At 62.5% G+C, this 25,376-nt stretch carries 21 protein-coding genes; 7 read left to right on the plus strand and 14 right to left on the minus strand.

Features of this window, described 5'->3' with window-relative positions:
- Positions 1–204 precede the first annotated feature (204 nt).
- From ACRDTL_RS10750 to ACRDTL_RS10760, 3 genes are read right to left on the minus strand one after another with little or no spacing between them, the layout of a single operon-like run.
- Positions 205–963: an alpha/beta fold hydrolase gene (locus ACRDTL_RS10750; protein ID WP_431506692.1), complete on the minus strand. Its 759-nt coding sequence runs from the start codon at positions 961–963 to the stop codon at positions 205–207.
- A 51-nt stretch (positions 964–1,014) separates the two neighbouring features.
- Positions 1,015–2,172, minus strand: a complete 1,158-nt coding sequence (locus ACRDTL_RS10755; protein ID WP_431506693.1) for a Zn-dependent alcohol dehydrogenase — start codon at positions 2,170–2,172, stop codon at positions 1,015–1,017.
- Positions 2,169–3,383 (minus strand): cytochrome P450, encoded by a 1,215-nt coding sequence (locus ACRDTL_RS10760; protein WP_431506694.1) that lies wholly within the window; start codon positions 3,381–3,383, stop codon positions 2,169–2,171. Before ACRDTL_RS10760 ends, ACRDTL_RS10755 begins: the two co-directional genes overlap by 4 nt.
- A gap of 112 nt (positions 3,384–3,495) precedes the next feature.
- Between ACRDTL_RS10760 and ACRDTL_RS10765 the strand changes: the two genes are divergently transcribed.
- From ACRDTL_RS10765 to ACRDTL_RS10775, 3 genes are read left to right on the plus strand one after another with little or no spacing between them, the layout of a single operon-like run.
- Positions 3,496–3,876, plus strand: a complete 381-nt coding sequence (locus ACRDTL_RS10765) for a Rieske (2Fe-2S) protein (protein WP_431506695.1) — start codon at positions 3,496–3,498, stop codon at positions 3,874–3,876.
- Complete coding sequence (locus tag ACRDTL_RS10770) at positions 3,873–4,934, plus strand: amidohydrolase family protein (RefSeq protein WP_431506696.1); 1,062 nt, start codon at positions 3,873–3,875, stop codon at positions 4,932–4,934. Before ACRDTL_RS10765 ends, ACRDTL_RS10770 begins: the two co-directional genes overlap by 4 nt.
- Positions 4,931–6,082 (plus strand): amidohydrolase family protein, encoded by a 1,152-nt coding sequence (locus ACRDTL_RS10775; RefSeq protein WP_431506697.1) that lies wholly within the window; start codon positions 4,931–4,933, stop codon positions 6,080–6,082. The genes ACRDTL_RS10770 and ACRDTL_RS10775 overlap by 4 nt, the downstream gene beginning before the upstream one ends.
- A gap of 1 nt (position 6,083) precedes the next feature.
- On the opposite strand, the gene ACRDTL_RS10780 is transcribed toward ACRDTL_RS10775, so the two are convergent.
- Both ACRDTL_RS10780 and ACRDTL_RS10785 read right to left on the minus strand, forming a co-directional pair.
- Positions 6,084–6,611, minus strand: a complete 528-nt coding sequence (locus ACRDTL_RS10780) for a hypothetical protein (protein WP_431506698.1) — start codon at positions 6,609–6,611, stop codon at positions 6,084–6,086.
- Positions 6,608–7,342, minus strand: a complete 735-nt coding sequence (locus tag ACRDTL_RS10785) for a hypothetical protein (RefSeq protein ID WP_431506699.1) — start codon at positions 7,340–7,342, stop codon at positions 6,608–6,610. Before ACRDTL_RS10785 ends, ACRDTL_RS10780 begins: the two co-directional genes overlap by 4 nt.
- Positions 7,343–7,477: 135 nt before the next feature.
- Between ACRDTL_RS10785 and ACRDTL_RS10790 the strand changes: the two genes are divergently transcribed.
- Positions 7,478–8,617, plus strand: coding sequence for an acyl-CoA dehydrogenase family protein (locus ACRDTL_RS10790; RefSeq protein ID WP_431506700.1), 1,140 nt, complete (start codon positions 7,478–7,480; stop codon positions 8,615–8,617).
- Positions 8,617–9,852, plus strand: a complete 1,236-nt coding sequence (locus tag ACRDTL_RS10795) for an acyl-CoA dehydrogenase family protein (RefSeq protein WP_431506701.1) — start codon at positions 8,617–8,619, stop codon at positions 9,850–9,852. The genes ACRDTL_RS10790 and ACRDTL_RS10795 overlap by 1 nt, the downstream gene beginning before the upstream one ends.
- A 3-nt stretch (positions 9,853–9,855) precedes the next feature.
- On the opposite strand, the gene ACRDTL_RS10800 is transcribed toward ACRDTL_RS10795, so the two are convergent.
- The 7 genes from ACRDTL_RS10800 to ACRDTL_RS10830 all read right to left on the minus strand — a co-directional run bounded on the left by ACRDTL_RS10800 (position 9,856) and on the right by ACRDTL_RS10830 (position 20,640).
- Entirely contained in the window at positions 9,856–11,076 is a 1,221-nt protein-coding gene (locus ACRDTL_RS10800) for a CaiB/BaiF CoA transferase family protein (RefSeq protein WP_431506702.1), read from the minus strand.
- 24 nt (positions 11,077–11,100) lie between these two features.
- Entirely contained in the window at positions 11,101–12,294 is a 1,194-nt protein-coding gene (locus tag ACRDTL_RS10805) for an amidohydrolase family protein (RefSeq protein WP_431506703.1), read from the minus strand.
- 84 nt (positions 12,295–12,378) lie between these two features.
- Positions 12,379–13,401: a hotdog fold thioesterase gene (locus ACRDTL_RS10810; RefSeq protein WP_431506704.1), complete on the minus strand. Its 1,023-nt coding sequence runs from the start codon at positions 13,399–13,401 to the stop codon at positions 12,379–12,381.
- 263 nt (positions 13,402–13,664) lie between these two features.
- Positions 13,665–14,000, minus strand: a complete 336-nt coding sequence (locus tag ACRDTL_RS10815; protein WP_431506710.1) for a hemophore-related protein — start codon at positions 13,998–14,000, stop codon at positions 13,665–13,667.
- 295 nt (positions 14,001–14,295) lie between these two features.
- On the minus strand, positions 14,296–17,223 hold the full coding sequence (locus ACRDTL_RS10820) for an RND family transporter (RefSeq protein WP_431506705.1): 2,928 nt from the start codon (positions 17,221–17,223) through the stop codon (positions 14,296–14,298).
- A 112-nt stretch (positions 17,224–17,335) separates the two neighbouring features.
- Complete coding sequence (locus tag ACRDTL_RS10825) at positions 17,336–20,224, minus strand: RND family transporter (protein ID WP_431506706.1); 2,889 nt, start codon at positions 20,222–20,224, stop codon at positions 17,336–17,338.
- Entirely contained in the window at positions 20,221–20,640 is a 420-nt protein-coding gene (locus ACRDTL_RS10830) for an MmpS family protein (protein WP_431506711.1), read from the minus strand. The genes ACRDTL_RS10825 and ACRDTL_RS10830 overlap by 4 nt, the downstream gene beginning before the upstream one ends.
- A 793-nt stretch (positions 20,641–21,433) precedes the next feature.
- Between ACRDTL_RS10830 and ACRDTL_RS10835 the strand changes: the two genes are divergently transcribed.
- A complete protein-coding gene (locus tag ACRDTL_RS10835; RefSeq protein ID WP_431506707.1) occupies positions 21,434–21,658 on the plus strand; it encodes an MbtH family protein in 225 nt (74 codons plus the stop codon).
- Positions 21,659–21,723: 65 nt separating this feature from the next.
- Here the strand turns inward: ACRDTL_RS10835 and ACRDTL_RS10840 are convergent, their stop codons facing one another.
- Entirely contained in the window at positions 21,724–23,157 is a 1,434-nt protein-coding gene (locus ACRDTL_RS10840; RefSeq protein WP_431506708.1) for a hypothetical protein, read from the minus strand.
- Positions 23,158–23,297: 140 nt separating this feature from the next.
- Here ACRDTL_RS10840 and ACRDTL_RS10845 point away from each other — a divergent pair, with 140 nt between their 5' ends.
- On the plus strand, positions 23,298–24,299 hold the full coding sequence (locus tag ACRDTL_RS10845; RefSeq protein ID WP_431506712.1) for a Gfo/Idh/MocA family protein: 1,002 nt from the start codon (positions 23,298–23,300) through the stop codon (positions 24,297–24,299).
- 52 nt (positions 24,300–24,351) lie between these two features.
- On the opposite strand, the gene ACRDTL_RS10850 is transcribed toward ACRDTL_RS10845, so the two are convergent.
- Positions 24,352–25,376, minus strand: a 1,025-nt coding sequence (locus ACRDTL_RS10850) for a GMC oxidoreductase (protein WP_431506709.1), incomplete at its 5' end; no start/stop codon positions are given.

Here is a 25,376-nt window from a genome sequence, read left to right on the forward strand (position 1 = left end):
CCAAAATCCGGCTCATCAACGCCCGCGGCTACGGACACCACTCAGCCCAAACACTGACCTCGATGATCTACCTATGCCTCGGCGGCCTACACCCCAAACTCCCCACACAAACCTGAGGAGCCGCACACATATTCGAATATTACGGGAACCGGCAGACATTCGCCACCAATATCCACAAGCAAAGCCAGAGTGACGCAAGTGAATTCAGTGATTATGACGAACGCGTTGATACAGCCGACAACGCCCGATAAGGATCTCAGCCAACAACATCGGTTCGCTGATCATCAGGTCATGGCAAGTGTCGACGGGGATCAGCGTCTGTACACCACCAAGCGCGGCGATGCTGCGGCACTGCGTGCGCCGGGAAAGCGAGTGATCGCGCAGGGTCAAGATCCAGGTCCGTGGAACATCAGCGGGGAGATCACTTCGATCGACCGATTCGGTGATGATCGTGACGGCCTCGGGGTGAATCCGCGACAACGTGAAGCGGCGTTGCGCACGGGTCATCCCATTGCAAAACAACAAGGTGCTGAGGACATTCGGCGTTATCGCGGGAGGCTTTCTCAGCCGGACTGCCCGCCGCACGTACCAGGCCAGTGGCCCAGCGAGCGCGTCGGCGATCGCGGTTCCCTGCTCGGGCAGGCAGGATGCCGCCAGGATCATCTCGGGTACTCGCGAGGACCCCAGTTTGGCTACTATCCCAGGGACCGTCAGGCCCGCCAGAGAGTGAGCGACGACGATCACCTCGTTAAGCCCGGCATCGTTGATCTGGGCCACGGCGGATCGCACGCAGTCGGCAATGGTGACAGTAGTCAGATCACCGGGCGTGGCGCCGTGGCCGGGCAGGTCCACGGCGAGCACACGCAAATCCGGCGCTTGCCGATGCAGTTCCTCGACGGTGAGGTCCCAGCAGTCCGCTGAGTGCTCACCGCCGTGAACCAGAACCAGAGCAGGCAAATCCACGCCTTAAACTCAACACCATCACAACGATTCGTGTCCCGTCACCAGCAGCAGCTAATCGAGCCCGAAATCGATGACGCCGCGGATGATCTCACCATTGAGCAGATCATCGTAGGCATCGTTGATGTCGTCGAGCCGATAGCGTTTGGTGATCATCTCGTCGAGCTGCAGCTGGCCGGTCTGATAGAGCTTGGCCAGCCGGAACACGTCGGCCTTCGGGTTGCACGACCCGAATACGGTGCCGGCCAGCGTCTTGTTCATCAGGATGAAGTCCTGCAGGTCGAATTTGATCGACCGGGTCAGCTGTGACGTCATGCCGGTAAGCACGCAGGTACCGCCCTTGCGGGTCAGCTTGAGTGCGTCGCGGACGTCGTCGGCGGCGATCAGTGACGGCGAGACGACCACTGCGTCGGCCATTACCCCATAGGTCAAGTCCCGCACCAGATCCAGCGCTTCAGCGGCCGTCGCAGCACTGTGGGTGGCGCCGAACTGCAGCGCCGATTTCAGTTTGAATTCCACCGGGTCGACGGCGATGATCTGTGCGGCGCCGTTGATCCGCGCACCCTGGATCGCTCCGGTGCCGATGCCCCCTGCACCGACCACGACGACGGTGTCACCGCCGCGCACTCCGCCGCGGTTGACCGCCGACCCGTACCCGGTGGGAATGGCACATGCCAGCAGTGCTGCCGGAATCAGCGGAAGATGGGGCTCGATCTTGACCAGCGAGTCCGCCGCTACCACAGTGTGTTCGGCGAACGCACCGATCTTCGAAATGTGGCCCAATGGTTTGCCGTCGCCGGTGTGATGGCGAAACGTCCCATCGGTCGGCATCCCCGGAGTCAGGGTGCCGATACCCTTGTCGCACAGGTACTCCATGCCCGTCGCGCACCAGCGGCAGTGGCCGCACACCGCGACGAACGACGTCACCGCATGATCGCCAGGGGCGAACTCAGTAACGTCGTCACCGACTTCCAGTACCGTGCCGGAGCCTTCGTGGCCACCGATGGTGGGGAACATCGTTGGCAGTCCAAGCGAGCGCAGCACCTCGTTGGGTGCGGCCATGTCGCCCTTGCGGATATGGTCGTCGGAGTGGCACAGGCCGGCCGCGGCCATCTCGATGAGGACCTCGCCGACGCGGGGCGGGTCTAGCTCGAATTCCTCGACGGACCATGGCACGCCGACATCGTGCAGAATCGCCGCACGGCTTTTCATGACGCAGGTACGAACGTGACCGGAAGCTTGTTGGGCGAGCGGAAGGTGAGCCCGCCGATCCTGGCGTCCTCGTCAGGTGCCAGAGCCAAATTCGTCACACGGTCGAGCAGGCTATTGAGCATGATCCGGGTTTCCAGCCGGGCCAAGTGCATACCCAGGCACATGTGGATACCTCCGGCGAACGAGATGTTCGCCTGCCGCGGTCGGTCGATGTCGAACGTGTTGGGATCGGTCCAGCGGGTTTCGTCGTGGTTCGCCGAACCCATACACAAGTCGACCTGCGCACCGGAAGGGATGGCGTGCCCGCGCATTTCGACGGCTTCGGTGGTGGTGCGTGGAACCATGGTGAGCGGTGTTTCACACCGCAGCCCCTCTTCGAACGCGGCCGGGATCAGTGTCCGGTCCTGGTAGACCATCGCCAACTGGTCGGGATGGGTCAACAGCAGATACAACAGGTTCCCCGACGAGCGATAGGTGGTTTCCAAACCGGCAGGCAGCAGCAGCCGCAGGAACGAGATGATGGCCTCGTCGGTCAGCTTCTCGCCGTCGATCTCCGCGCCGACCAGGTCGCCGATGATGTCGTCGGTCATCTTGCGGCGACGTTGCTCGACCTGTCCGAGGAAGTAGTCGTGCAATTCGATCGAGGCTCTCAGCCCCGCCTCGATGTCGACCGGGATGGAGATGAGGTCGAAAGACAATCGCCGGAACAGGTCGAGGTCCTCGCGCGGAAGCCCGAGCAGCGTGGCGGCGACCCGGGTGGGGAACTCGAATGTCACGGACTTCACCAGGTCGGCCATGCCGTCGTTCTTGAACTCATCGACCAGTTGGTCGCAGACCGGGCCGATCACTGCCGGTTCCCACCGTTCCAGCGCGGTGGCGCGAAACGCCTTGGCCACCAGGCTGCGGTGATCGTGGTGCTCTTTGCCGCCCATCGCCAGGATGGTGTGCCCGATTACCAGCCCGATGGTCTGGTCGTAGGCGTGCGAGCTGAAGATCCCGTCGTCGCGAAACGCCCGGAACACCTCGTCGTAGCCGAACAGCACCCATTCGTCATCGGGAACCAGTTCCGGCGGCAACTGCGACTGGTCGGTGAGGGCGCCATGCCAGACCGGTTCAGTGCGTCGCATGTGTTCGAAGAACGGGTAGGGACTGGTTTCGCCGGTGGTGTCGAGCGTGACGGCTTGACCGTGCGGGTCAGTGCTGATCGTCATCAGGGTCCTCCTGGGCAACCGTTACGGGGCGCGCGGCTTGGCCCTGGCAGACGGGTCGAACCTCACTATTATAATATAAATAGCAACTAAGCCCAACGGCGGTGTTGATGACGTGGGCAAGAGAGGCGGTGGGGTGCTGAAACGCCGTTTCGTGTGCTGCCTCGACGAACTCCCGCCCGGCGCGATGAAGCTGGTCGACGTCGGGAAGTTCGGTGTGGGGGTCTACAACATCGGCGGCTCGCTGCACGCGATCGTCAACTACTGCTCACACGAGGGCGCTCCGTTGTGCCTGGGCTACGTCGGCGGCACCACCGAGGCCGATTCATCTGTACCAGACGGACTGCGCCGCACCCGTGACGGCCAGATCATCCGATGCCCTTGGCATAATTGGGAATTCGATATCACCACGGGCTGCAACGTCGGCGATCCGCGACGCCGCGTCCGTACTTACCAGGTCGACGTCACCGACGGGGAGGTGTACCTGACGGCGTGACGATCATCGACACATGCGTCCAACCGCACTTTCGCGACAATGCCGAGATCCGGCGTTACCTCCCCGCGGCTCACAAACTGCGGTCGATTCCTGATGTCGAACAGCAGTGGTATCAGGCGCCCGGCGGCGACTACCGCCAGGACCTTTACGGCGAACACTATCCGGGGTCGGATCCCGAGACGGTCAGCAGGCATCTGTTCGAAGACCCGCCCGCAGGCATGGGGGTTGCCTACGCCGTGTTGAACCCGTTGACCCGCGGCAACATCGCCGACTACCTGCTCAACAGCCGGATCTGTGCCGCCGTCAACGACTGGTTGCTGGACGAGTGGCTGGAACCCGACGCCGCCAACCGGTTCCGCGGCACCATCCGGGTCAATCCGGAAGACCCCAGGGGCGCGGTTGCCGAGATCGAGCGGCTCGCCGAGCATCCCAAGCTGGTGCAGGTGGGCGTCCCGATGCAATCCCGCGAGCCGTACGGCAAGCCGATGTTCGAGCCGATCTGGGAGGCCGCCGCCGCGCATGGGCTTCCGGTGGCCGTGCACATCAACGGCGGCAATGGCGTCGACTACCCGCCCACGTTCGCCGGCCACGCGCACACCTACCCGGGATATGCGGCGTTCATGCCGCTGAACTTCTTCGTGCACCTCGCGACGCTGATCGTCGAGGGCGTGTTCGGCCGGCACCCGGATCTGAAGTTCGTGTTCGCCGACGGCGGCTACGACATCCTCACCCCGCTGATGTGGCGGCTGGACACCTTCTGGTTGTCGATGCGCGATCAAACACCGTGGGTGGACCGCTATCCCAGCGACTACCTGCCCGAGCATGTCCGGTTCTGCTCGTCGGCGCTCGACGGGCCCACCGACGTCGGCAAGGTGCGGCGCTGGATGGACTACTCCGCCAAGGCAGACCTGCTGATGTACGGATCGAGCTACCCGCATTGGTCAAGCTGCGCACCGGATATGGTGGCTGCCGGGCTGGACAGTTCCCAACGCGACAAGGTGCTGTGGCAGAACGCCGGCGAACTGTACGGGCTGGTGAACGAAGGAAGCGTGTTATGACCACGGTTGAGCGGGTCGAATCGCAGCCGGGCCAACAAGAAATCGCGGTCAGCATCGTCGACACCGATGTGCATCCGATGCCGGTGTCCATAGACGTCCTCAAGTCTTATGCGCCCGCCGACTGGGTCGACAAGATCTGGCCGAGCGGGAATGCGGTGACCCCGGTGCCGCATTTCTATGACACCCCCGACTCGTACAAGACGATGTCGATGCGGGTCGACGCCACCCCGCCCGGTGGCGGATTCGCCGGCACCGACCCCGACTATGCCGCCAAACAACTGTTGGTCGACGCCGGCATCAGCATCGCGACGCTGGAGCCGATGTGCGACGCGCAGCTGCCGCAGGCCGAGCATGTGCTGAAGTCGACCTACAACGACTGGCTGGCCGACGTCTGGCTGGACCGGCACAATGCGCATGGCCGCTGGCGCGGCTCGATCAGCGTCAGCGCGCAGACGCCGGAGCCGGCCGCCCGCGAGGTCGAGCGGTGGGCCGGGCACCCTTACTTCGCGCAGGTGCTGATGACACCGCAGACCCGTGGAATCCCCTTCGGCAACCCGCATTTCGATCCGCTCTACGCGGCCGCGTCACGCAGTGGCTTTCCGGTAGCCACCCATTTGATGGGGCAGACGCCGTTCGAGTTGACCCCGCTGTATCCGGTCGGCAATCCCGCGCACTGGCATGATTTCTTCGCCTCCTGGCCGCTGCTGTACGTGGCCCATCTGATGAGCCTGGTATTCGACGGCGCCTTCGACCGGCACCCCGACCTGCGGGTGGTGTTCATCGAAGGGGGCTTCACCTGGGCGATGCCGGTGATGTGGCGGATGGACCGGATCTGGGCGGCCCGCCGCGCCGACCTGCCGCACGTACGCCGCCGCCCGTCGGAGTATGTCCGCGAACACGTCCGATTCACCACCCAGCCGCTGGAAGACACCGACGCCCCGCAGTTCCGCGAATACCTCGAGATGATGGACCTCGGCGACAACCTGATGTTCTCGACGGACTACCCGCACTGGAGCTACGATTCGCCGACGTATGCGATCAACCGGTTCCCCGCCGCCCAGCGGGAGCGGATCATGCGCGGCAACGCCACCGCGTTGTACGGGCTACCGCCAACCGTGAAGGCGCTGCCCGGCGAACGACCGGCGTGATCTACAGCGGGTCGAAGCTGGTGATCAGCCACCTACCGTCGGCCTTGGTCAACGACACCAACACACTGCTGGCCGACATCGACGGATCGGGGCGGTCTTTGCTGGTGGTGCTCTGGTCGACGAAGACCACTACGACCGCCGAACCGGGGCGTAGTTCGGACACCGCGGCGCTCACGACCTGAGCGGTGGTCGTCACCGCTTTCTCCTTGGCCGCCGGTGTCACGATCTCCCGGGTGAAGTTTTCGTAGTAGTTCAGGAAGTCCCCGGTGAGGTGAGATTTGGCCGCGGCGAAGTCCTGGTCGAGAGTGTCCGGTTTGTAGGACAGCAGCGCGGTGGTGCCCTCGCGTGCGGCGGTGGTCACCACCTGGGCGACGGCGTCGTCGGTCTGTGTGTCGGGCCGGTACTCGGTGAAATACAGCCAAGCCGTCAGCCCGCCGGAAACCAAGAGCAGCAGCAGGAGCACGACCGGAACGACGTTGGCGCGCGCCGCGATCGTGCGGTGTGTGGCTTCGGTGGCAGGCACGGTCACAACACGAACTCAACTTTCGACATTTTGATTTGATCGCCGTCGCGGACCACCGACACCCGCAACCGGAACGACCGGGGTTCGTCCTTGGCGCCCGCGGCATTAGTGACGCGTTCGGTCCCGAGCACCAAGACGATGGCGGAATCCTTGCCCATCGATTGGAGCGCGGTTTTCTGCACCGCTCCTTCGGTGACCACCTTGGATTGTTCGACGACCGAGGTGAAGTCGCCGGCCCGCTTCTGGAAATCGTCCTTGAACTCACCGGTGGAACTGTCAAGCACCCGCTGGACATCCTCCTTGGCCCTGTTGAAGTCCAGCGACAGCATATTGATCACACCCTGCCTGGCCCCAGCAACGAATGCCGCGGCCCGCTGCCGCTGGCCAACTGCGTTGTGGTGATACCACGTCATGTATCCGCTCGCGGCGAGCAGGCCGCAGATGACCACGACGACGACAACGACCAGGGCGGCGGACACCCTCGGGTGCAGGCGCCACCGCCGGGCTGGCTCGGCAGGTGCGACCGCCGGCTCAGGGGCCGCGGTGGCTTCGGTAGCCGTCTCGGTGCTTTCGGTTTCTGCGTCAGCCTCGCGTCGCAGCCGGACGGCACGTGCACGGGCCCGCGCCGCGGCCGCCAGCGCTTCGGCTTCGGCGGCTTCGGCCTCGGCTTGCGCCAACGCGAGCGGGTCGGCGTTGGCCGTGGTGGCGTCGTCCGGCTGGTCGTCGGCGTCAGCCATGGCGGGTTGTCAGCGTCATATCGATTGAACTCCGGTATCTCTTACGGTATTGCTCATTGCTACCATCGGTGGCACCAGCGAACCCGGCTGGGACCGATCGGCGAAGGAAGGCCCAGAAAGGTTCAAGCCAGCACTATGACTGCCGTCGACTCCCCCGAAAAGATACTCTTTGCCTCCACCACCCAAGCATTTCTTCAAAAAGAGGTGCCGCTGAGCCGGGTACGGGAGTTGCACGCCGCGGGCGTCTCCTTCGACCAGCAATGGTGGCGGCGGGCTGCGGAGCTGGGATGGACCGGCCTGCTGGTCCCCGAGGAACTCGGCGGTGGCAGCGTCTCGGGCAACGGCGTCGCGGACCTGGCGATGGTCGCCGAGCAGCTCGGCAAGACCGTCGCACCCGGGCCGCTGTACCCGGTCAGCACGGTGCTTACCGGGCTGGTGAACTGCGCCCAACCCGAAACTCATGCAGCCACTATCGAGTCCCTGATCTCGGGCGACACCGTGGCGTCGTGGGCCGTATACGAGCCGGGCCACGGCTGGGCACCGCACGAGCCGTTGGTGACCGCCACCGCAACCGATTCCGGCTACCGCATCGACGGTGTCAAGGACCGGGTGGAGGCGGGTGCGCAAAGCAGTTTGCTGTTGGTGGTGGCGCGCTGCGGCGACGGCGTGCGCCAGTTTCTGGTGCCGACGAGCGCCCCCGGGGTGAGCATTGCGCCGCAGCAGTCGATCGATCTGGTCAAGCAATACGCCCGGGTGGAATTCGATGGGGTGGCGGTGGAGCGATCCGCCGCCACCGGCAGCGCGGACGAGACCACCGCACGGATCGACCGTCAGGGCCAGATCGCCCAGGTGCTGCAGTGCGCCGAAGTGGTCGGCATTCTGCAGACGGTGTTCGACTTCACCGTGCAGTGGGCGTTGGACCGGCACACCTTCGGCCGCCCACTGGCCTCCTACCAAGCGCTCAAGCACCGCTTCGCCGATATGAAGATGTGGCTGGAGGCATGCCGGGCGACGACGGCCGCTGCGGTCGCCGACATCGCCGCTGGCTCACCCGACGCCGGATTGTCCGCCAGCATCGCTAAGTCCTATCTGGGGGAGATGGCGGGCGAGATCGTGCAGGGCTGCGTGCAGATGCACGGCGGCATCGGCGTCACCTGGGAACACGACCTGCACCTCTACCTGCGGCGGGTTGTGCTGTACCGGTCGATGTTCGGCTCGCCGGAAGAGCACAACCTGCGCGTGTACGCATGGAAGGAAGCCGCGAGGTCGGCCTGATGACGGAGAGCGAATCCGTCGAGCAGTTCCGTGCCCGGGCCCGGGCCTGGCTGGCCGACAACATGCCCCGAATCGACCCCGCAATGCCGCCGGCCGCTTACCGCGACGACGAACGCTCCTGGCAACGGGCCCGTGAACTCCAAAAGCGACTCTACGAAGGGGGATTCGCCGGTATCTGTTTCCCTCGCGACTACGGCGGCCTCGGACTGGACTACCAGTACCAGAAGGCATTCGACGAGGAAAGCCTCACCTACGAGATGCCCTTGATCCTCAATACGCCGACGTTCACGATCTGCTGCGCGACGCTGCTCGACACCGGTAGCGAGGAACAAAAGAAGCGCCACATCGCCGCCGCGTTGCGAGGCGACGAGGTACTGGTGCAGCTGCTATCCGAACCCAGCGGCGGATCAGATCTCGCAGGCGTGATCACGCGCGCCGACTCCGATGGCGATCGTTGGGTGATCAACGGTGCAAAGACATGGAGCACCAGCGCATTTGCCGCCGACTACGGATTGTGCCTGGCCCGCACCAACTGGGATGTGCCCAAGCACGAAGGCCTGACCATGTTCTTGGTACCGATCGCGCATCCCGGAATCACGTTGCGGCGCATCACCCAGCTCAACGGGTCGACGGAATTCTGCGAAGAGTTCCTCGACGGCGTCGACGTCGGGGACGACGCGGTGGTGGGCGAGGTGAACAACGGCTGGGCGGTGGCGTCGCGACAGCTATATCACGAACGCCGGGCGGTGGGGCAGGGCTCGGAATTCGCCAGCGGCAGCGGTAGTGAAGGTGGCCGCACCACACCGGTGGACTACGTGGCGCTAGCGCATAAAACCGGGCAGGCCGACAACGAACGAGTGCGGGAAATGGCTGGGCGGGTACTGGTGCACCGCGCCGTCAGCGACCAATTGGGCGGTCACGTGTACCACAGCGTGCGGGCCGGCACCCTGCCGCCGGCCGCCGGCACGCTCATTCGGCTGTTCCACGCCGAGACCGTGACGCTGGACATGGACACCAGCCTGGCGATCGCCGGAACAGCCGGGGTAGTCGGCGAACCAGGGGAGGGCCTGGAGACCGGGCTGCGCTATCTGGCCCGGCAGACAGTGGCCATGGGCGGTGGCACCACCGAGATGGCCCGCAACGTCATCGGCGAGCGGGTGCTGGACTTTCCCCGCGAGTACGCCGCCGATCGCGGTGTGCCGTTCAACCAAGTGCGGCACGGTAAAACCCGCTGACGTTCACAGGATCGCGCCGCTGTCCTTGGCGGCGGTGATGTCGTCCCAGTCGAAGCCGAGCTCCAGCAGGATCTCCTCGGTGTGCTGACCGTGTTCGGGCGCTCTTGTAGGCCCTGGTGGAGTCTCATCGAATTGCACTGGGGCAGCGACCATTCGGTACTCGATGCCCTGGTCGTCGACATTGGTGACCAGATAGCCGTTGGGCCCGGCCTGCGGATCGCCCAGCACCTCCCGCGGAGTCGCCAGCGGTGCCCATACCCCCGGCTCGTCGGCCAGTGCTTGACGCCAGTGGTCGAGATCGTGCTCGGCGAATTTGGCGGCGATCAGCGCGGTGGCCTCGGCGGCGTTGGCAACCAGATTCGAAGCGGGCACGAATCGTTCGTCGGTCGCCAGCTCAGGCAGCCCCATCCGTTGACAGAATCCGGGCCAATATTTATCCGGCTGCAGGAACACCAACTGGATCCAGCGGCCGTCTTTGGTCTTGAATCTGTTGACGACGGGATTGATCGCTAGTCCGGGAGGTGCTCCGGGGATGCCGTCGGCGTCGAAGAGATCGGCAACACAGATCGACGGCGCGATGCTCCACATCGCCTGGGCCAGCAGTGACGAATCGACGATCGTCGGCTCGCCGGTCCGTTCTCGGTGGAACAGGGCCGCGCACACCCCACCGGCCAGGGTGACTCCGGCCTGCAGGTCGCCGAATGCCGGACCCTGCACCGCGGGATGTTCGGTTCCGAACGGCGTCAGTGTGTAGGCCACCCCGCCGCGAGCCAGGTAGGTGGCCGCGTCGAACCCGCCCCGGTCGCGGTCGGGTCCCCGCACCCCCAGGCCCGTGCCGCGGACGATGATGATGTTCGGGTTGAATGCCCGGATGTCGCCTACGGTGAGGCGTGCGCGTTCCAGCGCCGCCGGCAACCAGTTGGTCAACAGCACGTCGGCTTCGGCCAGCAGACGGCCGAAGAACTGGCGACCGGTGTCGGTCTTGAGATCCATTGCGATGCTGCGCTTGCCGCGGTTGCCCAGCTCGAGAATGAAGTCGGCGTCGGCGCGCGCGGCCTGCCTGGTGAACCCGCCGACGACGAGCGCACGGCCCGGGTCGCCGCTGGACACACTCTCCACCTTGATGACGTCGGCGCCCCAGTCCGCCAGTGCGACTCCTGCTGCCGGTACGTACGTCCACGATGCCAGCTCGACCACTCGAACGCCGCTGAGCACGCCTGGCATTACGTCACCTGCCCGGACGGACACTCAGGCTGAGACCGGCTTGGCGACCTTCATCACCTTCATCATGTTGCCGCCCATGATCTTCTCGACGTCTTCCTGGTCGAGTCCGGCGAGCTCGTCGACGAAGGTCAGCGGGTCAGCGAGTCCTTCTGGATGCGGCCAGTCCGAGCCGAACACCACCCGGTCGGAGCCGACCATCTTGACGATCTCGGTGAACCGGTCTTCCCAGAACGGGCTGATGTAGACGCACCGCTTGAACGCCTCGATGGGATCTTCGCTGAACGCGTGCGGCATCTTCTTGTAGATGCCCTTGAGTTTCTTGAACAGGTCGGGCACCCAGTCGGCGCCGTTCTCGATAGACAGGATCCTCAGCTCGGGATTGCGCGACAGCGCGCCGTGGCAGACCAACGCGCCCATCGCGTCCTCGATCGGCCGGTGGCCCATCGCCAGCATCCGGAAGGCGGTGGGCTTGAACGGCAGGAACTCGTCACCGGGTTCCCACACGTTCATGAACTCGGAGTAGCCGCTGTCGGAGGCGTGCATCGTGACCGGGATGTCGGCCTTGATGCAGGCCTGCCAGAACGGATCGAACTCCTCGAGACCTGGGGACCGGCTGCCGCGGTAGCCAGGCACCGGGGCAGGGCGGACCAGCACGGTGCGCGCGCCCCGCTGTAGGCACCACTCCAGTTCTTCCAGGGCACGCTCCATGATCGGCAGAGTGACGATCGGTGTGGAGAAGATGCGCTCCCGGTAGTTGAACGACCAGGTCTCATACATCCATTGGTTGAGCGCGTGGATGACGTCGTGGGTCAGCTCCGGGTCGTCTTTCATCCGCTCCTCGACCAGGCTGGCCAGCGTCGGGATCATCAGCGCGTAGTCGAGGCCGAGCTCGTCCATGACCTCCAGCCGCGGGCCCGGCTCGCGGAAGGCGGGGATCGCCTTCATCGGCTCGCCCATCATTTCCCGGTAGCTCTTACCGCCGCTGCCGTGGCGGAAGTACTCCTCCTGCGCACCGGGACGGGCCACCACCTCGAACGTCGGGTTGGGGATGTAGTCGCTGATGTGGCCGCGCACCACGATCTTGGTGCGGCCACGGACCTGCACGTAGTCGATCGCACGCTTGCGGTTGTCCGGCAGAAACTTGGTCAGGGCTTCCTGCGGCTCGTACAAGTGGTTGTCGGCGTCGAACACGGGGTAGGGAAGCTCGCGCGATGGCATGGCGACTCCTAGCAGTGGTGGGTCCGGAGTAGTGGTAATGACGTTACCATCTTGACCCGTCGATGCGTAACGGGCGGATCAGAATTAGGGCTGACCGGCGTCGCTGCGGTTCACGATCGCAAAATTCACGGTGGCGCTCGCGGCGAGTTCGTCGTCTGCACTGCGGAATATGTCCACCTGGGTGATGACAGCCCGTCGACCGGCCCGCAGCACCCGGGCGACCGCCCGCGCCGAACCCTCGGTGATCGGCCGTAGGTAGCGGACGAACAGGTCAGCGGTCGTCAGTCCGGCGCCGGGCGGCAGGTAGTTCAGCCCGAGCTGTCCCCCCGCCACGTCGGCAAGCGTCGCGATCAGACCGCCCTGAACCGCGCCGGAGGTGTTGACCACCTGGGGGCTGACCGGAAGCTCCATCGTGTACTGGTCGTAGGGCGAGCCCTGATTGGCCTCCCGCAGCCCGATCTGGTCGAACAGCTCACCCAGCGTCGGTGCCGTCACCTCCCGGTCGTCGTCCCCACCGAGTGCGCCCATGCAGAAGTCGTACAACTGGGCGGCGTCGATCGGCACCCCGGTCAGCTCCGCGCCGAGCCAATGCAGTCGCATCGCGCCGAGCACGGTCTGCATGACGATCGCCGCGGCGGCCCCGACATCGAGGCCGGGACGGAAGACACCGTCGCTGATGCCGCGCAGGACGATGTCGCGAATCAGCTGGTGCAGCGGGGAAAGCACGCGGGCGTAGTCGCGGGGGCGGGTTTCGGCCAGGTGCTGGTTGTAGAGGCTCAGCGCCCGGTTGAGGCTGTCCTGGGTGCTCGATTCCGGTTGGGCGCTGATCCGGTCGATCACCAGTTTCATCGCCGCGGTGCTGTCCAGCCCGGTGGTTTCGGCGCGCCAGGTCTGCGCCGAGTGGGCCATGGTCTTGTCGAACAACGCCAGCAGCAGTTCATCCTTGCTGGAGAAATGCTGGTAGAAGGCCCGCAATGATGTCTTGGAACGGGCGACCACTTCTTGCACGGTGAAATCGGTGCGCCCGGTTTCACCGAGGATTTCGACCGCGGTCTTGATGAAGCGCTCACCTCGCGGTACTTCGGCGTCGCCGTCCGGGCCGGTCATGGGCACTTCTCCTGTTCCGCTGCACGCCGATGGCGCTTCGAGAATGAGGTTACCGTAGATACGACTGACCGGCGCAGGTGCAAGCCAAGCCAGACGCGGCTGATCGCAAGCAATGAAGATCGTTGAAGGGAACTGCCGTACCGGAGGACTCACCCACCAGCAGAACCGGATACAGGACGTCCTCAGACTTGACTATTCATGTCGTGCAAGGACATCGCGTGTTCGAGGGATTGGCGAACGAAAGAAGCTCGTACCGAATTCGCTTAGTAGTTGTTGCAGGTGGCAGCGATCTGTTGGATAACTCCAATGTACTGCTCGGCGCCTGGCGTGCTCGCGATCTGCTGGGCCATCTGCTGGCGTCGGGGCGGCGGCGCCGCGAGGAACTGCCGCAAGAGGGACTGCGTTGCCGGCGATTCGTTGAATTGCGCAGCAGCTTGCGGGTTTTGAGCGTTGAGCGCCGCCACAGCCTGCGGGTAACTGCAGGTTGTGTTGACCATCGGACCCAGATCGGGATCTGCGGACGCGACTCCGGCCGCGGCGGTCAACGACAATGCCAGGCCACCAACCGCGACAGCAAGTCTGGTCAACGACACCTCGATCATTTGTAAGCTCCTTCCACCTGATCGCACCGACTCTATCCGCCAGCTCAAGTCCTGTGCGCCGTTCGGTAACCATTCACAGCCGACCACGCCAGGATGACGGCGATTATTCCCCCAGTGGTCAACTACCTAACCCACCTTACAGGTGTAGTACCACGGCCTGCGACTTCAGCCGCGATACCAGGTAGCTGACAGGGGGTTGCCATCATCCCAGGCCGCGCGAGCCCGATGCTCACCTCCTGCCGGAACCGGAGAGGCGAGGTGAGTTGTCCGGCAACGATTTCCGACGCGCTGGTCAATGGCGACGACCAGCCCAGACGGATTGCCTCGGTAATTCGGCTGTAACCGTCTCGTCGTCGTCCTCCCTGAGCAGCAAGGACCGAACCGTCGGTCGGGGCCCGAGAGGCCTAAGCATTTGACTGGCCGGGCGCGGGCGCACTACTTGCGGCCACCAGAACCAACGTCCGAGCAGCGCGGCGATAGACGGTGTCATGAACGAGCGCACAACCAAGGTGTCGAACATCAGGCCCAGGCCGATGGTGGTACCGACCTGGCCGATAATCCGCAAATCGCTGACCGCCATCGCGGACATAGTGACAGCGAACACCAGACCCGCGTTCGTCACAACCTTACCGGTACCGCCCATCGCGCGGATGATACCGGTCTTGATACCGCCGGCTATTTCCTCTTTCATTCGGGATACCAGCAGCAAATTGTAGTCAGACCCCACCGCCAAAAGGACGATCACGGACATCGGAAGCACCATCCAGTGCAATTTGATACCGAGAATATATTGCCAGATCAGCACCGACAGCCCAAACGATGCGCCCAACGAAACTGCCACCGTACCCACAATAGTCAGCGCGGCCACAAAACTTCTGGTGATTACGAGCATGATAATGAAAATAAGGCAGAGCGCAGCAACTCCCGCGATATATAGATCGTATTCTGCGCCGTCGTGGAAATCCTTATAGACAGACGCGACGCCGGCAATATAAATCTTGGCGTTCTCCAGAGGAGTCGTCTTGAGCGCCTCCTGGGCCGCGGTCCTTATCCGATCGATACGGGCTATGCCCTCGGGTGTCCCGGGATCACCCTTATGCGAAATGATGAATCGAGCCGCTTTGCCGTCCGGAGACAGGAAGGAATTCATTGCCCGCTTGAAGTCCGCGTTCTGGAAGACCTCTGGAGGCAGAAAGAAGGAATCGTCGTTCCTGGCCGCGTCGAACGCCTGCCCCATGGCGGTGGCCTTGCCGGTTGCTTCGTCCATCGCGTTGAACGTCCCGGACATGGTGCTGTGCATTGTCAGGATCATCGTCCGCGAGCTCTCGAGTGTCGCGATAAGTGGCGGGAACTGCTCCAGCAACTGCGGCAACAGCGCGTCCAGTTTGTCAAGTTCCGTCACAAGATTGCCGAATGTATCGCTAAGCAGATCGACACCGTCGAGTTCGTCAAACACCGATCTCAACGCCCAGCATATCGGGATATCGTAACAGTGTTTTTCCCAGTAGAAATAGCTTCGAATCGGCCTAAAGAAGTCCTCAAAATCCGAAAGGTGATCTCTTATCTCATACACAACAGTAGCCATTTCTTTTGACTCGGTGATCGAGTGATGGCTAATGGCGGTCAGCTGCTGCTGCAATGCGTACAGGCGTTTCATTATCGCGAGCTGTGTAGTCATCATATCGGCCTGCTTGAGCATGTCATCAGTACGTAACTTCATATAATGCATAGTTTGCACCTGTGCCGCGTTTTGTAAGCTGAGCAGAAACGGTATGGACGTGTGTTCAATTGGTGTTCCTTCGGGCCGGGTTATGCCCTGCACCCGAGAAATACCCGGGACCCGGAAAATTGCCTTGGCTAGCTTGTGCAGCACGAGAAAATCTGCCGGATTACGCATATCGTGATTCGATTCGATCATCAGAATCTCGGGCATCATTCGCGACTGGGAAAAATGACGGTCCGCGGCCGCATACCCCATATTGGCAGGAATGTCTTTGGGTATGTAGAGCCTGTCGTTGTAGCTCGTTTTGTAGCCCGGCAGGGTCACCAGGCCGATCAGCGCAACTGCTACCGCCGCCACGAGAATGGGCGCGGGCCAGCGGACGATCGCCGTGCCGACCCGACGCCATCGACGGAACGCGATCCTGCGCTTGGGGTCGAACAGCCCGAACCCACTTCCGACGGCCAACACTGCCGGAACCAGCGTGAGCGCCATCACGACCGAAACGAGCATGCCCACGGCACACGGCACGCCGATGGTCTGGAAGATGGGCATCCGGGTAAAACTCAGGCACAACATTGCTCCGGCGATCGTCAAACCCGAACCCAGGACAACGGGAGCGACCCCACGGTAGGTGGTGTAGTAGGCCGTTTCCGCGTCCTTGCCGGCCTGACGCGCCTCTTGATATCGACCGAAGAAGAAGATCCCGTAATCGGTTCCGGCCGCCATCGCGAGGGTCACCAGCAGGTTGATGGCGAACGTGGAGAGTGCGACAATATTATTATCGCCGAGAAACGCGATGATTCCCCGGGCCGCAAATACTTCGAGTCCAACCGTGACCAACAACGCAATCACGGTGATGACCGAACGGTAGACAAAAAGCAGGACCGCGAAGATTATCACCGCGCCCATCACGGTTATCTTCAGAATGGATCTGTCACCACTGTGCTGCATATCCGAAAAGAGCGCTGACGGACCGGTGACATAAGCCTGGAGACCGGGAGGCGGCGGTGTCCGCGCGATGATATTTCGGACTGCGGCAACCGAGTCGTGGGCCAAGGTCGTGCCTTGGTTGCCGGCCAGATTCAATTGCACATACACGGCCTTGCGGTCCGGGCTTTGCGCACCCGCCTGCGTGAGTCGATCTCCCCATAAATCCTGCACATGCTCGACGTGCTTCGGGTCGTCTCTTAATTCACGGATCACTCGGTCGTAGTACGGGTGGGCGTCGTCGCCGAGTGGCTGCTGCCCCTCCAGCACGAGCATCGCGAAACTGTCCGAATCGGATTCTTTGAAGTCCCTGCCCATGCGCTTCATGGCCTGTACCGCCGGCGCATCTCGAGGAGCCAATGATACGGAATGCTCTCGGCCGACCGTCTCCAGCCATGGAACTCCGAAAGACACGATCAGGGTCAGCGCCACCCAAGCCAGGATGACGAGCACCGAAAGCCTGCGGATCGTCCGCGGTATGAAGGGGGCCCGAGGGTGTTCGGTGTTCATGCGGCGCCCGACTGGCAGCAGGCAAACACATTCACTTCGTGCGAAGTCGCCTCATCGTTGACCACAACGTGTAGCACTATGCCGGCCCCGTCCTGAGTGGATATTCCGCCACTCACTGCGGCTGTCTCAGCAAGGCGCGTACCAACGGACGGGGTCCGGACGGCCGAAGTAATGCGCTGGCGGGGCGGGGGCGCACTTGTTGCGGCCACCAGAACCAGCGTCCCAGCAGCGCGGCGATGGACGGCGTCATGAACGCGCGCACGATCAGCGTGTCGAAAAGCAGGCCCAGACCAATCGTCGTGCCTATCTGACCGACGATGACCAGGTCGCTGACAATCATGGATGCCATGGTGAACGCGAACACCAGACCTGCGTTCGTCACGACCTTGCCGGTACCGCCCATCGCGCGAATGATGCCGGTGTTGATCCCGGCGGTTAGTTCCTCTTTCATCCGGGCAACCAGCAGCAAATTGTAGTCAGACCCCACCGCCAGAAGGACCAGCACAGCCATCACGAGCACGAGCCAGTGTATTTGTATGCCGAAAAAATCCTGCCAGATCAGTACGGCCAGCCCAAAGGATGTGCCCAGCGAGAGCACTACCGTACCGACGATAACCAGGGCGGCAATAAAACTTCCCGTCATGATCAGCATGATGATGAAAATGAGGCAGACCGCAGCAACTCCCGCGATCATGAGGTCGTACCTGGAGCCGTCCACGATATCTTTCGAAATCGCGGCGGTGCCGGTGAGGGCGATTTTGGCATTTTCCAGCGGAGTTCCCTTGAGCGCCTCTTCGGCCGCAGTTTTTATCGCATTGACCCGCCCGATGCCTTCGGACGACGCGGGATCGCCCCTTTGCGTAACGAGTAGACGGGCAGCCTTCCCGTCGGGGGACAGGAATATCTGCATGATTCGTTTGAAGCTCTTGTCGTTTTCGAAAATGTCCGGACCAAGGTAGAAAGAATCGTCGTTCATGGAGGCATCGAAAGCCTTTGCCATGGCTGTCGCATTGTTGCCACCCTCGTCCATCGCGCCCATAGTCCCGGTCATAGTGCTGTGCATGGTTAAAAGCATGGTCCGCATGCTCTGCAGGATCTCGATCATCGGCGGGAACTGCGTGAGCAACTGCGGCATGATCACGTCTATCTGGTCGAGGTCTGCTACCAGGTCAACCAGCTTGTCGGTAATCTCGTCGACGCCGTCGAGCGCATCGAATATGGATCTGATCGACCAGCAGATGGGAATATCGTAGCAGTGCTTTTCCCAGTAGAAGTAGCTGCGGACCGGCCTGAAGAAGTCCTCGAAATCCGAAATGTGATCTCGCAGCTCGTCCGTAATCGCCTGCATTTCTTTCGTTTCAGTGATCATGTGATGAGTAGTGGCGGTGAGCTGTTGCATCAGGCCGTACATGTGCTGCATGATACCGATCGTCTTCGCCAGGTCGTCGGCCTGCTTCATCAGGTCATTCATGCGTGCTTTCTGGAACGGCATGATTTGTTGCGCCGCGGCGTTTTGCATGCTGATCATAAACGGTATCGACGTGTGCCCGATCGGGGTTCCCGTGGGCCGAGTTAAGCCCTGCACCCTAGAAATACCCGGAACCGCAAGGATGCCCTTTTCTAGTTTGTTCAATACCAGCGCATCTGCCGGGTTTCGCAGATCGTGATCGGCCTCGACCAAGACGATCTCGGGCATCAGCATCAGCGACTCAGAAAAATGTCGCTTTGCAGCCTCGAACCCCTGCGCTGCCGGGATATTTTTAGGGAGGTAATTCATGTCATTGTAGCTGGGTTTGTATCCCGGCAGCGTCAAAAGTCCGATAAGTGCGACTGCTAATGTTGCGATGAGAATAGGCGCAGGCCACCGAACGATCGCTGTGCCTATTCGGCGCCATCCATGTGCCGCAATTCTCCGCCTGGGGTCGAACAGACCGAAACGGCTCCCGACATTAAGAACTGCCGGAACGAGCGTGAGGGCGACGGCGACCGCAACGATGATGCCCAATGCGCAAGGAATGGCCAGAGCCTGGAAATGAGGCAACCGGGTGAACTTGAGGCAGAAAAGCGCCCCGGCGATGGTGATACCGGAGGCCAAGACAATCTTGGCTGTCCCGCGGTACGTGGTGTAGTAGGCCATTTCCCGGCTCTCGCCGGCCTGCCGTGCCTCTTGATACCGCCCGATGAAGAATATCCCGTAGTCGGTTCCAGCCGCGATCCCGAGGGATACCAGCATATTAATGGCGAAAGTAGTGAGACCGATGATCGCATGATCACCGAGAAACGCGACAATTCCTCGGGCCGCCTGTAATTCTATCCCGACCATCAGCAACAAAAGAATTACGGTGATAGCCGAACGGTAGACGAAGAGCAACGTAGCGAAGATGACCGTGAGGCTCACCAGGGTGACGATGACGACCGTACGATTACCGCTCTTGCCCATATCCGCAATGATTGCCGCGGGTCCGGTGACATACGCTTTGATTCCCGGCGGCTCCGGCGTCCGCGCCACGATGTCCTCGACGGCCTGGGTCGATTCGGTCGCCACGGCCGAACCCGGGCTACCGGTGAGGCTCACTTGCACGTATACGGCCTTACCATCGCCGCTTTGCGCGGCGCCCTCCGTGAGGGGATCGCCCCAGAAATCCTGGATGTGCTGCACATGTTTCGGATCGTCTTTCAACTGACGAATCAAACGATCGTAGTATTTGTGTGCATCGTCGCCGAGGCGCTGCTGACCCTCCAGGACGATCATCACCAGACTGTCGGAATTACTTTGCTTGAAGTCCGCACCCATGCGCGTCATCGCCTGGACCGACGGCGCATCGTTGACACTCAGCGGTAGCGAATGCTCGCTCCCGACCTGCTCCAATGAGGGGACGCCGATACTCAGGATCACGGTGATCGCCACCCACCCCAGAATGATCGGCACCGAAAATCGATGAATCATCCGCGCCGCGAATGGCAGCGTGCTGCGCTCGTTGCTCAAGTGTTGTTCGCTCATGCGGCCTTCAGCAGGCAGAAGGTAAAGGCGCTCACTTCGTGCTTAACTTTCTCGGTTTTGACCGCACCGTCCACCAAGATGCGGCAGCCAATGCTGTCGGTATCGCCCTGCGCTATGACATTTGCGACGGCCGATGCCGCCGTGATCGCGAACTCCAACGACCACGGCAAGTGTGCCGCCTTGATCCGCTGCGGTTCACCATCCATGTCGAAGTAGCTGATGTCGGCCACGGTTCCTGGCGCTCCGAAAACCTCGTACCTCAGGTGCTTTGGGTTGAACGGCTTGTCCTCGTCGACTTTGGTGTCGCCATACGAGAGTTGATTCGCAGAGCCGAAAATGCCGTGCAGTCGCGACACGGTGAAGCCTCCGGCAACAACGACCGTGAGTATGACCAGCGGAATCCACAGCCGTCTCAGAACTTTGAAGATCGCAAACCCCCGATTCCCACGACGCTTTTGAGATCGACCCCGTGCTCGAGATTCAACTGATGGCTCGCGAGCACGTCGCGGAAACGGAAAAGTGGGTCGACCGCCAGGTCGCTGGCTGACATCGGGGGGACCCGAGTCAGCGACATCGGACCGGGCTTGCGCAAATTCGCGCACACCGCGTTCGACCACCGAACTCAACCTCCCACCCGTTTTCGATATCCCCGCACCATGTCAGCCGCTGGAACATGTACCTACATATCGATCGCCTACATATCGGTCGACGAGAACCCCCGCCGACGTTACATCGAATGCGGTGGGCGTCGCAGCCTAACCGCGACGGTCATCTCAAACGCGCGACGCCTCGGGGAACACGATCCGATCTTGATGAGTAAACCATGCCTGTAGCCTCCATATCGGCTCGTTCCCAACGCGATATTGCATCGTAATGCACACCGGGTGCGTTATGACGCGGTACCGATTTTTTGCATCCGATAGCAAAGTAAGGAGCCAGCGGTGAATGCCTGCTGAGACCCGATGATGAGGCATTGGCAGCTAACGAAGATCGCAGTGGCTGTCGCCGACGCAAGCGATGCCGCCCCCGATGGGGTTGACCGACGCCGACTCACCGGCTCGACGTCCCCACCGCCATGCACCTGAGCTCAGGTGCCCTCCATCGGTCACACCAGGAACTTTGTCGAAACTTCGGGCGCGGCTCCCGGCCTCCAGTATGGTTTGGAAGGGGTTTCACTCATCTCGACCAGGGGGTTTGGAGAATGACGCGGTGAGCGTCAATCCGTTCGACGACGACAGTGGCAGCTTTTTCGTCTTGGTCAACGACGAGGAGCAACACAGCCTGTGGCCGACGTTCGCTGATGTTCCAGCCGGCTGGCGGGTCGTTTATGGCGAGGCCGACCGCGCTGCATGTCTGGACTACATCGAACAGAACTGGACCGACATACGGCCGAAGAGTCTGCGCGAGAGGCTGGCACGGGGCTCGGGCTCTTGATACATAAAGCGGGTGGGCTAGCGACTCAGAGCCTTGTCGCGCGTTGTTGGGCCGCACAGAGCGATTTAGTCGATCCCGCCGATCAGGCCGAACTCAGCCAGCGTGCCCGCAGCTAGCTCACGCAACGCGGCCTTTGTATTGTCGGTGCCCGGTTGATAGACCTCGACGGTGATGCCGATCTTGTCGCCGATGCGCCAAGACTGGAGGGTCAATTGGCCGCCCGCCCGCTCAAGCCACTGTCGCGTTACCTGTTGCCCGATCACTCGGATGAGATGCAGCGGATAGAGGTGGGCGCTGACGGTAGCGTACTCGGCGTCGGTGCCGGTGAGGGCGAACACCACCGTGCCGAGGTCGCGGAGATTAGAACAGAACACCGGCTGGTCGGGGTCTCTGAGCGCCACATCGGCCAGCCGTTTCAATGCCCGCTTCGGCGTGAACGGGGCCAGCCAAAACAGCTGCCGTTCATCGTCATCTGACGACTCCCGCAGCGTCGTCAGCGCCTGCTTGATAGCGGCGCGAGCATCACGCAGATCCGTCGTTACCCGCGTCGGGTCGACGCTGATCCGCGCATACGACACTGCGATCGCACGCGTATCGCTCTCGGAGCGGTCGCTCATGGGAAGTTGCAAGGTGACGGCGCCGTCACCGGGACGTCGGCGCCCCATGCGCTCCCCGAGTTTGGCAGCCAACCCGGCGAGCAGCGTTTCACTCGTTCCGCCGAGAGCCTTCGCGCGGGCATCCCAGGCATCCACGTCGATGTGGATCGTGATAACCGGCACAACGACAGTGTCATCGTCGTCGCCGCCAGCTGGGGCGACGGCTCGCCGCGCTGGTGGTCGGGCGGTATCGCGCCGCTGACGACGGGCCAGTTTTGCCGCCGCGACAAGCGCCCGGGCAACCTCGGGTGCGTCCTGCGCTGTCTGGCGGGCATCCTGTGCCACCGCGCGCAGTCGAGTACCTGAACATGGCGGTGGGTAGCCAAGATCGCGCGACTTCTCCAGGACCGCCTCGGCTATCGCGAGCGCCAGCCCGAAGCCGTCGATCAGGTAGTGGGAGGTCACCAGGCTGACCGCGTTCGAGCCGTCTGTTAGTGGAAGGACGCCGATATGCCAGCTGGGCCCACATTCCAAATCAATAGGCAGCTGTGAGCGTTCATCAGCCCAGTCGCCGAGTTCCGCGCGTGGACGGGCGCACTCAGCGATATCGATGTCCGCCGGGCCCCGATCTGAGACCCATCGATGACGGGCGAATAGCGGCGAACGCTCGATGTGCCGTCCCAACAACCCGTTGCTGAGATTGTGGCTAAAACGCCTCACCCCATCCAAGTCGATGGCGTGCTCATAAATCCAGACGACCTGGATTACTACCTGCCTGCCGATGGCGCGATGCTGCGCGAACAAGGCGTGGTCCACGATCGCGAGCCTATTGTCCGGGCGCCCATCACGGTTGGATGCGCGGCTCTTGACGGATGCACGTGCACGGCGTATCCGGACTGGCACTGATCAACCTCCGACACAGATCGATTCGCCCGTGACGTGGGCCTTGACGGGGTCGATCCAATGCATCACATGAGAGTAGCCGATCCGTGCGAATCGGCCGGACGAGCGTCGGCTTCGAGTGACCCGGCCCAACTGTTAGCATCGCGTCCGTGTCTGGATGCGAGGTCCCGGTGCGGATCGGCATTTTGGGCGCGGCCCGTATCGCGCCGGTCGCGCTCATCGGCCCCGCCAGGGAACGCAGTGAGGTCGCGGTGGCTGCGGTGGCGGCACGCGAGGTGTCGCGTGCTGAAGATTTTGCGGCCAAACACGGCATCGCCCGGGTACACGACAGCTACGAGGCACTGATCGCCGATCCAGACCTGGATGCTGTCTACATCCCGCTGCCGAACGGCTTGCACGGCAGGTGGACCCGAGCTGCGCTTGCCGCGGGCAAGCACGTGCTGTGCGAAAAGCCGTTTACTGCCAATGCCGTCGAGGCGCGCGAGATCGCCGGGTTGGCCGCGAAGTCCGACCGGGTGGTGATGGAGGCATTCCCTTATCGCTACCATCCGTTGATGTTGCGGGCGGAACAGATCATTGCCTCCGGTGAACTGGGCAAGCTGGAGCGGGTGGAAGTGTCCTTGTGCATGCTGCTGCCGAAGTTCTCCGACATCCGTTACGACTACTCCCTTGCTGGTGGTGCGACGATGGATCTCGGATGTAATGCGGTCCACATGATTCGCACGCTGGGTGGTTCGACCCCGGAAGTCGTTTCGGCACGGGCGAAACTGCGCGGTGCTCAGGTGGACCGGGCCATGACGGCCGAGCTGCGGTTTGCAGGTGGGCACACCGGCCGGGTCCGCTGCTCGATGTGGTCGTCGGATCTGCTGCAGTTGAGCGCCAAAGTGGTTGGCGACCGCGGCCAGTTGCGTGTGCTCACTCCGGTGGCGCCTTTTCGTCGGCTCTCGGTTCGATCCGCGGAGGGCAATCGGGTGGAGCGCTTCGCACCGCGCGCCCCCTTCGCCTATCAGCTTGACGCTTTCGCCGCGGCGGTGCTGCGCGGTGAACCGGTGAAGACGACACCGCAGGACGCGATCGAGAACATGACCATCGTCGATGCGATCTATCGCGCCGCCGGCCTCGCACTCCGCGAACCGGCCTGAACGCTAATCCATTCGCCCAGTTGGGACTTCAGACAACGTGCCCGGCATTTCGTCAGCTGGCGAAATGCATCTGGTTCACGTGTGCGGCCACCCGCAAGGCGTTGGCCGCGATCGTCAGACTGGGATTCAAACCGGTGCTGGAAGGAAAGAACGACCCGTCCACCACGTAGAGGTTCTCCACTTCGTGCGCACGGTTGTGCGGGTCCAGCACACTGGTTTTGGGATCGGCGCCAAAACGGCACGTGCCGCAGACATGGGCAACAGCCGCGTTGTTTGTGGCACCGCGCAGGGTGATTCTGCGAAACGGCTTCAACACCTGTTTCACCTGCGGCAAAAACACCGCGCGGCGCTCGATCTCACTGGCGTGAAAACGATACTGGAGTCGTAGCCGCTGGCGGCCGTCCGAGCCTGGCTGATCGGAGGGCAGCACGCGGTTATCCAGATAGGGCAGGTCTTCCATGATCAGTGCCAGCAGATGCCCGCTGTCAAAGAAATGCTCGTAGATCGGCCGCAGCGCCGGTCTCATCAGGCGCAGTGCCTTGCTCTGCCAGCCGGGGTGGTTGGTCAGGACCTCCATGGCCGGCACCGAGCCGGCTGACTGCACGGTGCCGTATTTCTGCCCCTCCCAGAAATAAAAATCGTTCAGCCCGATCTCCTTGTTTGGGCCTCTGATCTTCCAGTCGCGTTGCGGCCAGATCTCAACCCAGTCAATCAGATGACGCATCAAGTTGCGGCCCACCCAGTCTGAGCCGTTGGCCAATCCGTTTGGCCAATCGCCGGATCGGGAATTGAGCAGCAGCACCGGGCTGATCAACGCACCGGCAGCCAGCACCACCACCTTGGCCTTCAGCGCCAGCATGCCGCAGCGATGTTGGCAGGTCACTTGGCGGACCCCGGTGCGGTCCGCGTCGAGGCGCACGACCCGACATTCGGTCAGCAGCTGGGCGCCATGCTCGGCAAGGGCCGGCACCAGGCAATTGCGGGCGGCATCATTTTTGCACGACTGGTCGCACAGATAACTCTGACAGGTGGCACAACCATCGGTGTAATCACAGGCCATCGGCAGGTGATAGGGAT

Source organism: Mycobacterium sp., from assembly GCF_050700595.1.
Taxonomy (GTDB): Bacteria; Actinomycetota; Actinomycetes; order Mycobacteriales; family Mycobacteriaceae; genus Mycobacterium.

Bases quoted from the DNA above. Each gene is read 5' to 3' on its own strand.
- ACRDTL_RS10755 (WP_431506693.1), bottom strand. From the start codon at position 2,172: ATGAAAAGCCGTGCGGCGATTCTGCACGATGTCGGCGTGCCATGGTCC.
- ACRDTL_RS10760 (WP_431506694.1), bottom strand. From the start codon at position 3,383: ATGACGATCAGCACTGACCCGCACGGTCAAGCCGTCACGCTCGACACC.
- ACRDTL_RS10775 (WP_431506697.1), top strand. From the start codon at position 4,931: ATGACCACGGTTGAGCGGGTCGAATCGCAGCCGGGCCAACAAGAAATC.
- ACRDTL_RS10785 (WP_431506699.1), bottom strand. From the start codon at position 7,342: ATGGCTGACGCCGACGACCAGCCGGACGACGCCACCACGGCCAACGCC.
- ACRDTL_RS10790 (WP_431506700.1), top strand. From the start codon at position 7,478: ATGACTGCCGTCGACTCCCCCGAAAAGATACTCTTTGCCTCCACCACC.
- ACRDTL_RS10795 (WP_431506701.1), top strand. From the start codon at position 8,617: ATGACGGAGAGCGAATCCGTCGAGCAGTTCCGTGCCCGGGCCCGGGCC.
- ACRDTL_RS10800 (WP_431506702.1), bottom strand. From the start codon at position 11,076: ATGCCAGGCGTGCTCAGCGGCGTTCGAGTGGTCGAGCTGGCATCGTGG.
- ACRDTL_RS10805 (WP_431506703.1), bottom strand. From the start codon at position 12,294: ATGCCATCGCGCGAGCTTCCCTACCCCGTGTTCGACGCCGACAACCAC.
- ACRDTL_RS10810 (WP_431506704.1), bottom strand. From the start codon at position 13,401: ATGACCGGCCCGGACGGCGACGCCGAAGTACCGCGAGGTGAGCGCTTC.
- ACRDTL_RS10820 (WP_431506705.1), bottom strand. From the start codon at position 17,223: ATGAACACCGAACACCCTCGGGCCCCCTTCATACCGCGGACGATCCGC.
- ACRDTL_RS10825 (WP_431506706.1), bottom strand. From the start codon at position 20,224: ATGAGCGAACAACACTTGAGCAACGAGCGCAGCACGCTGCCATTCGCG.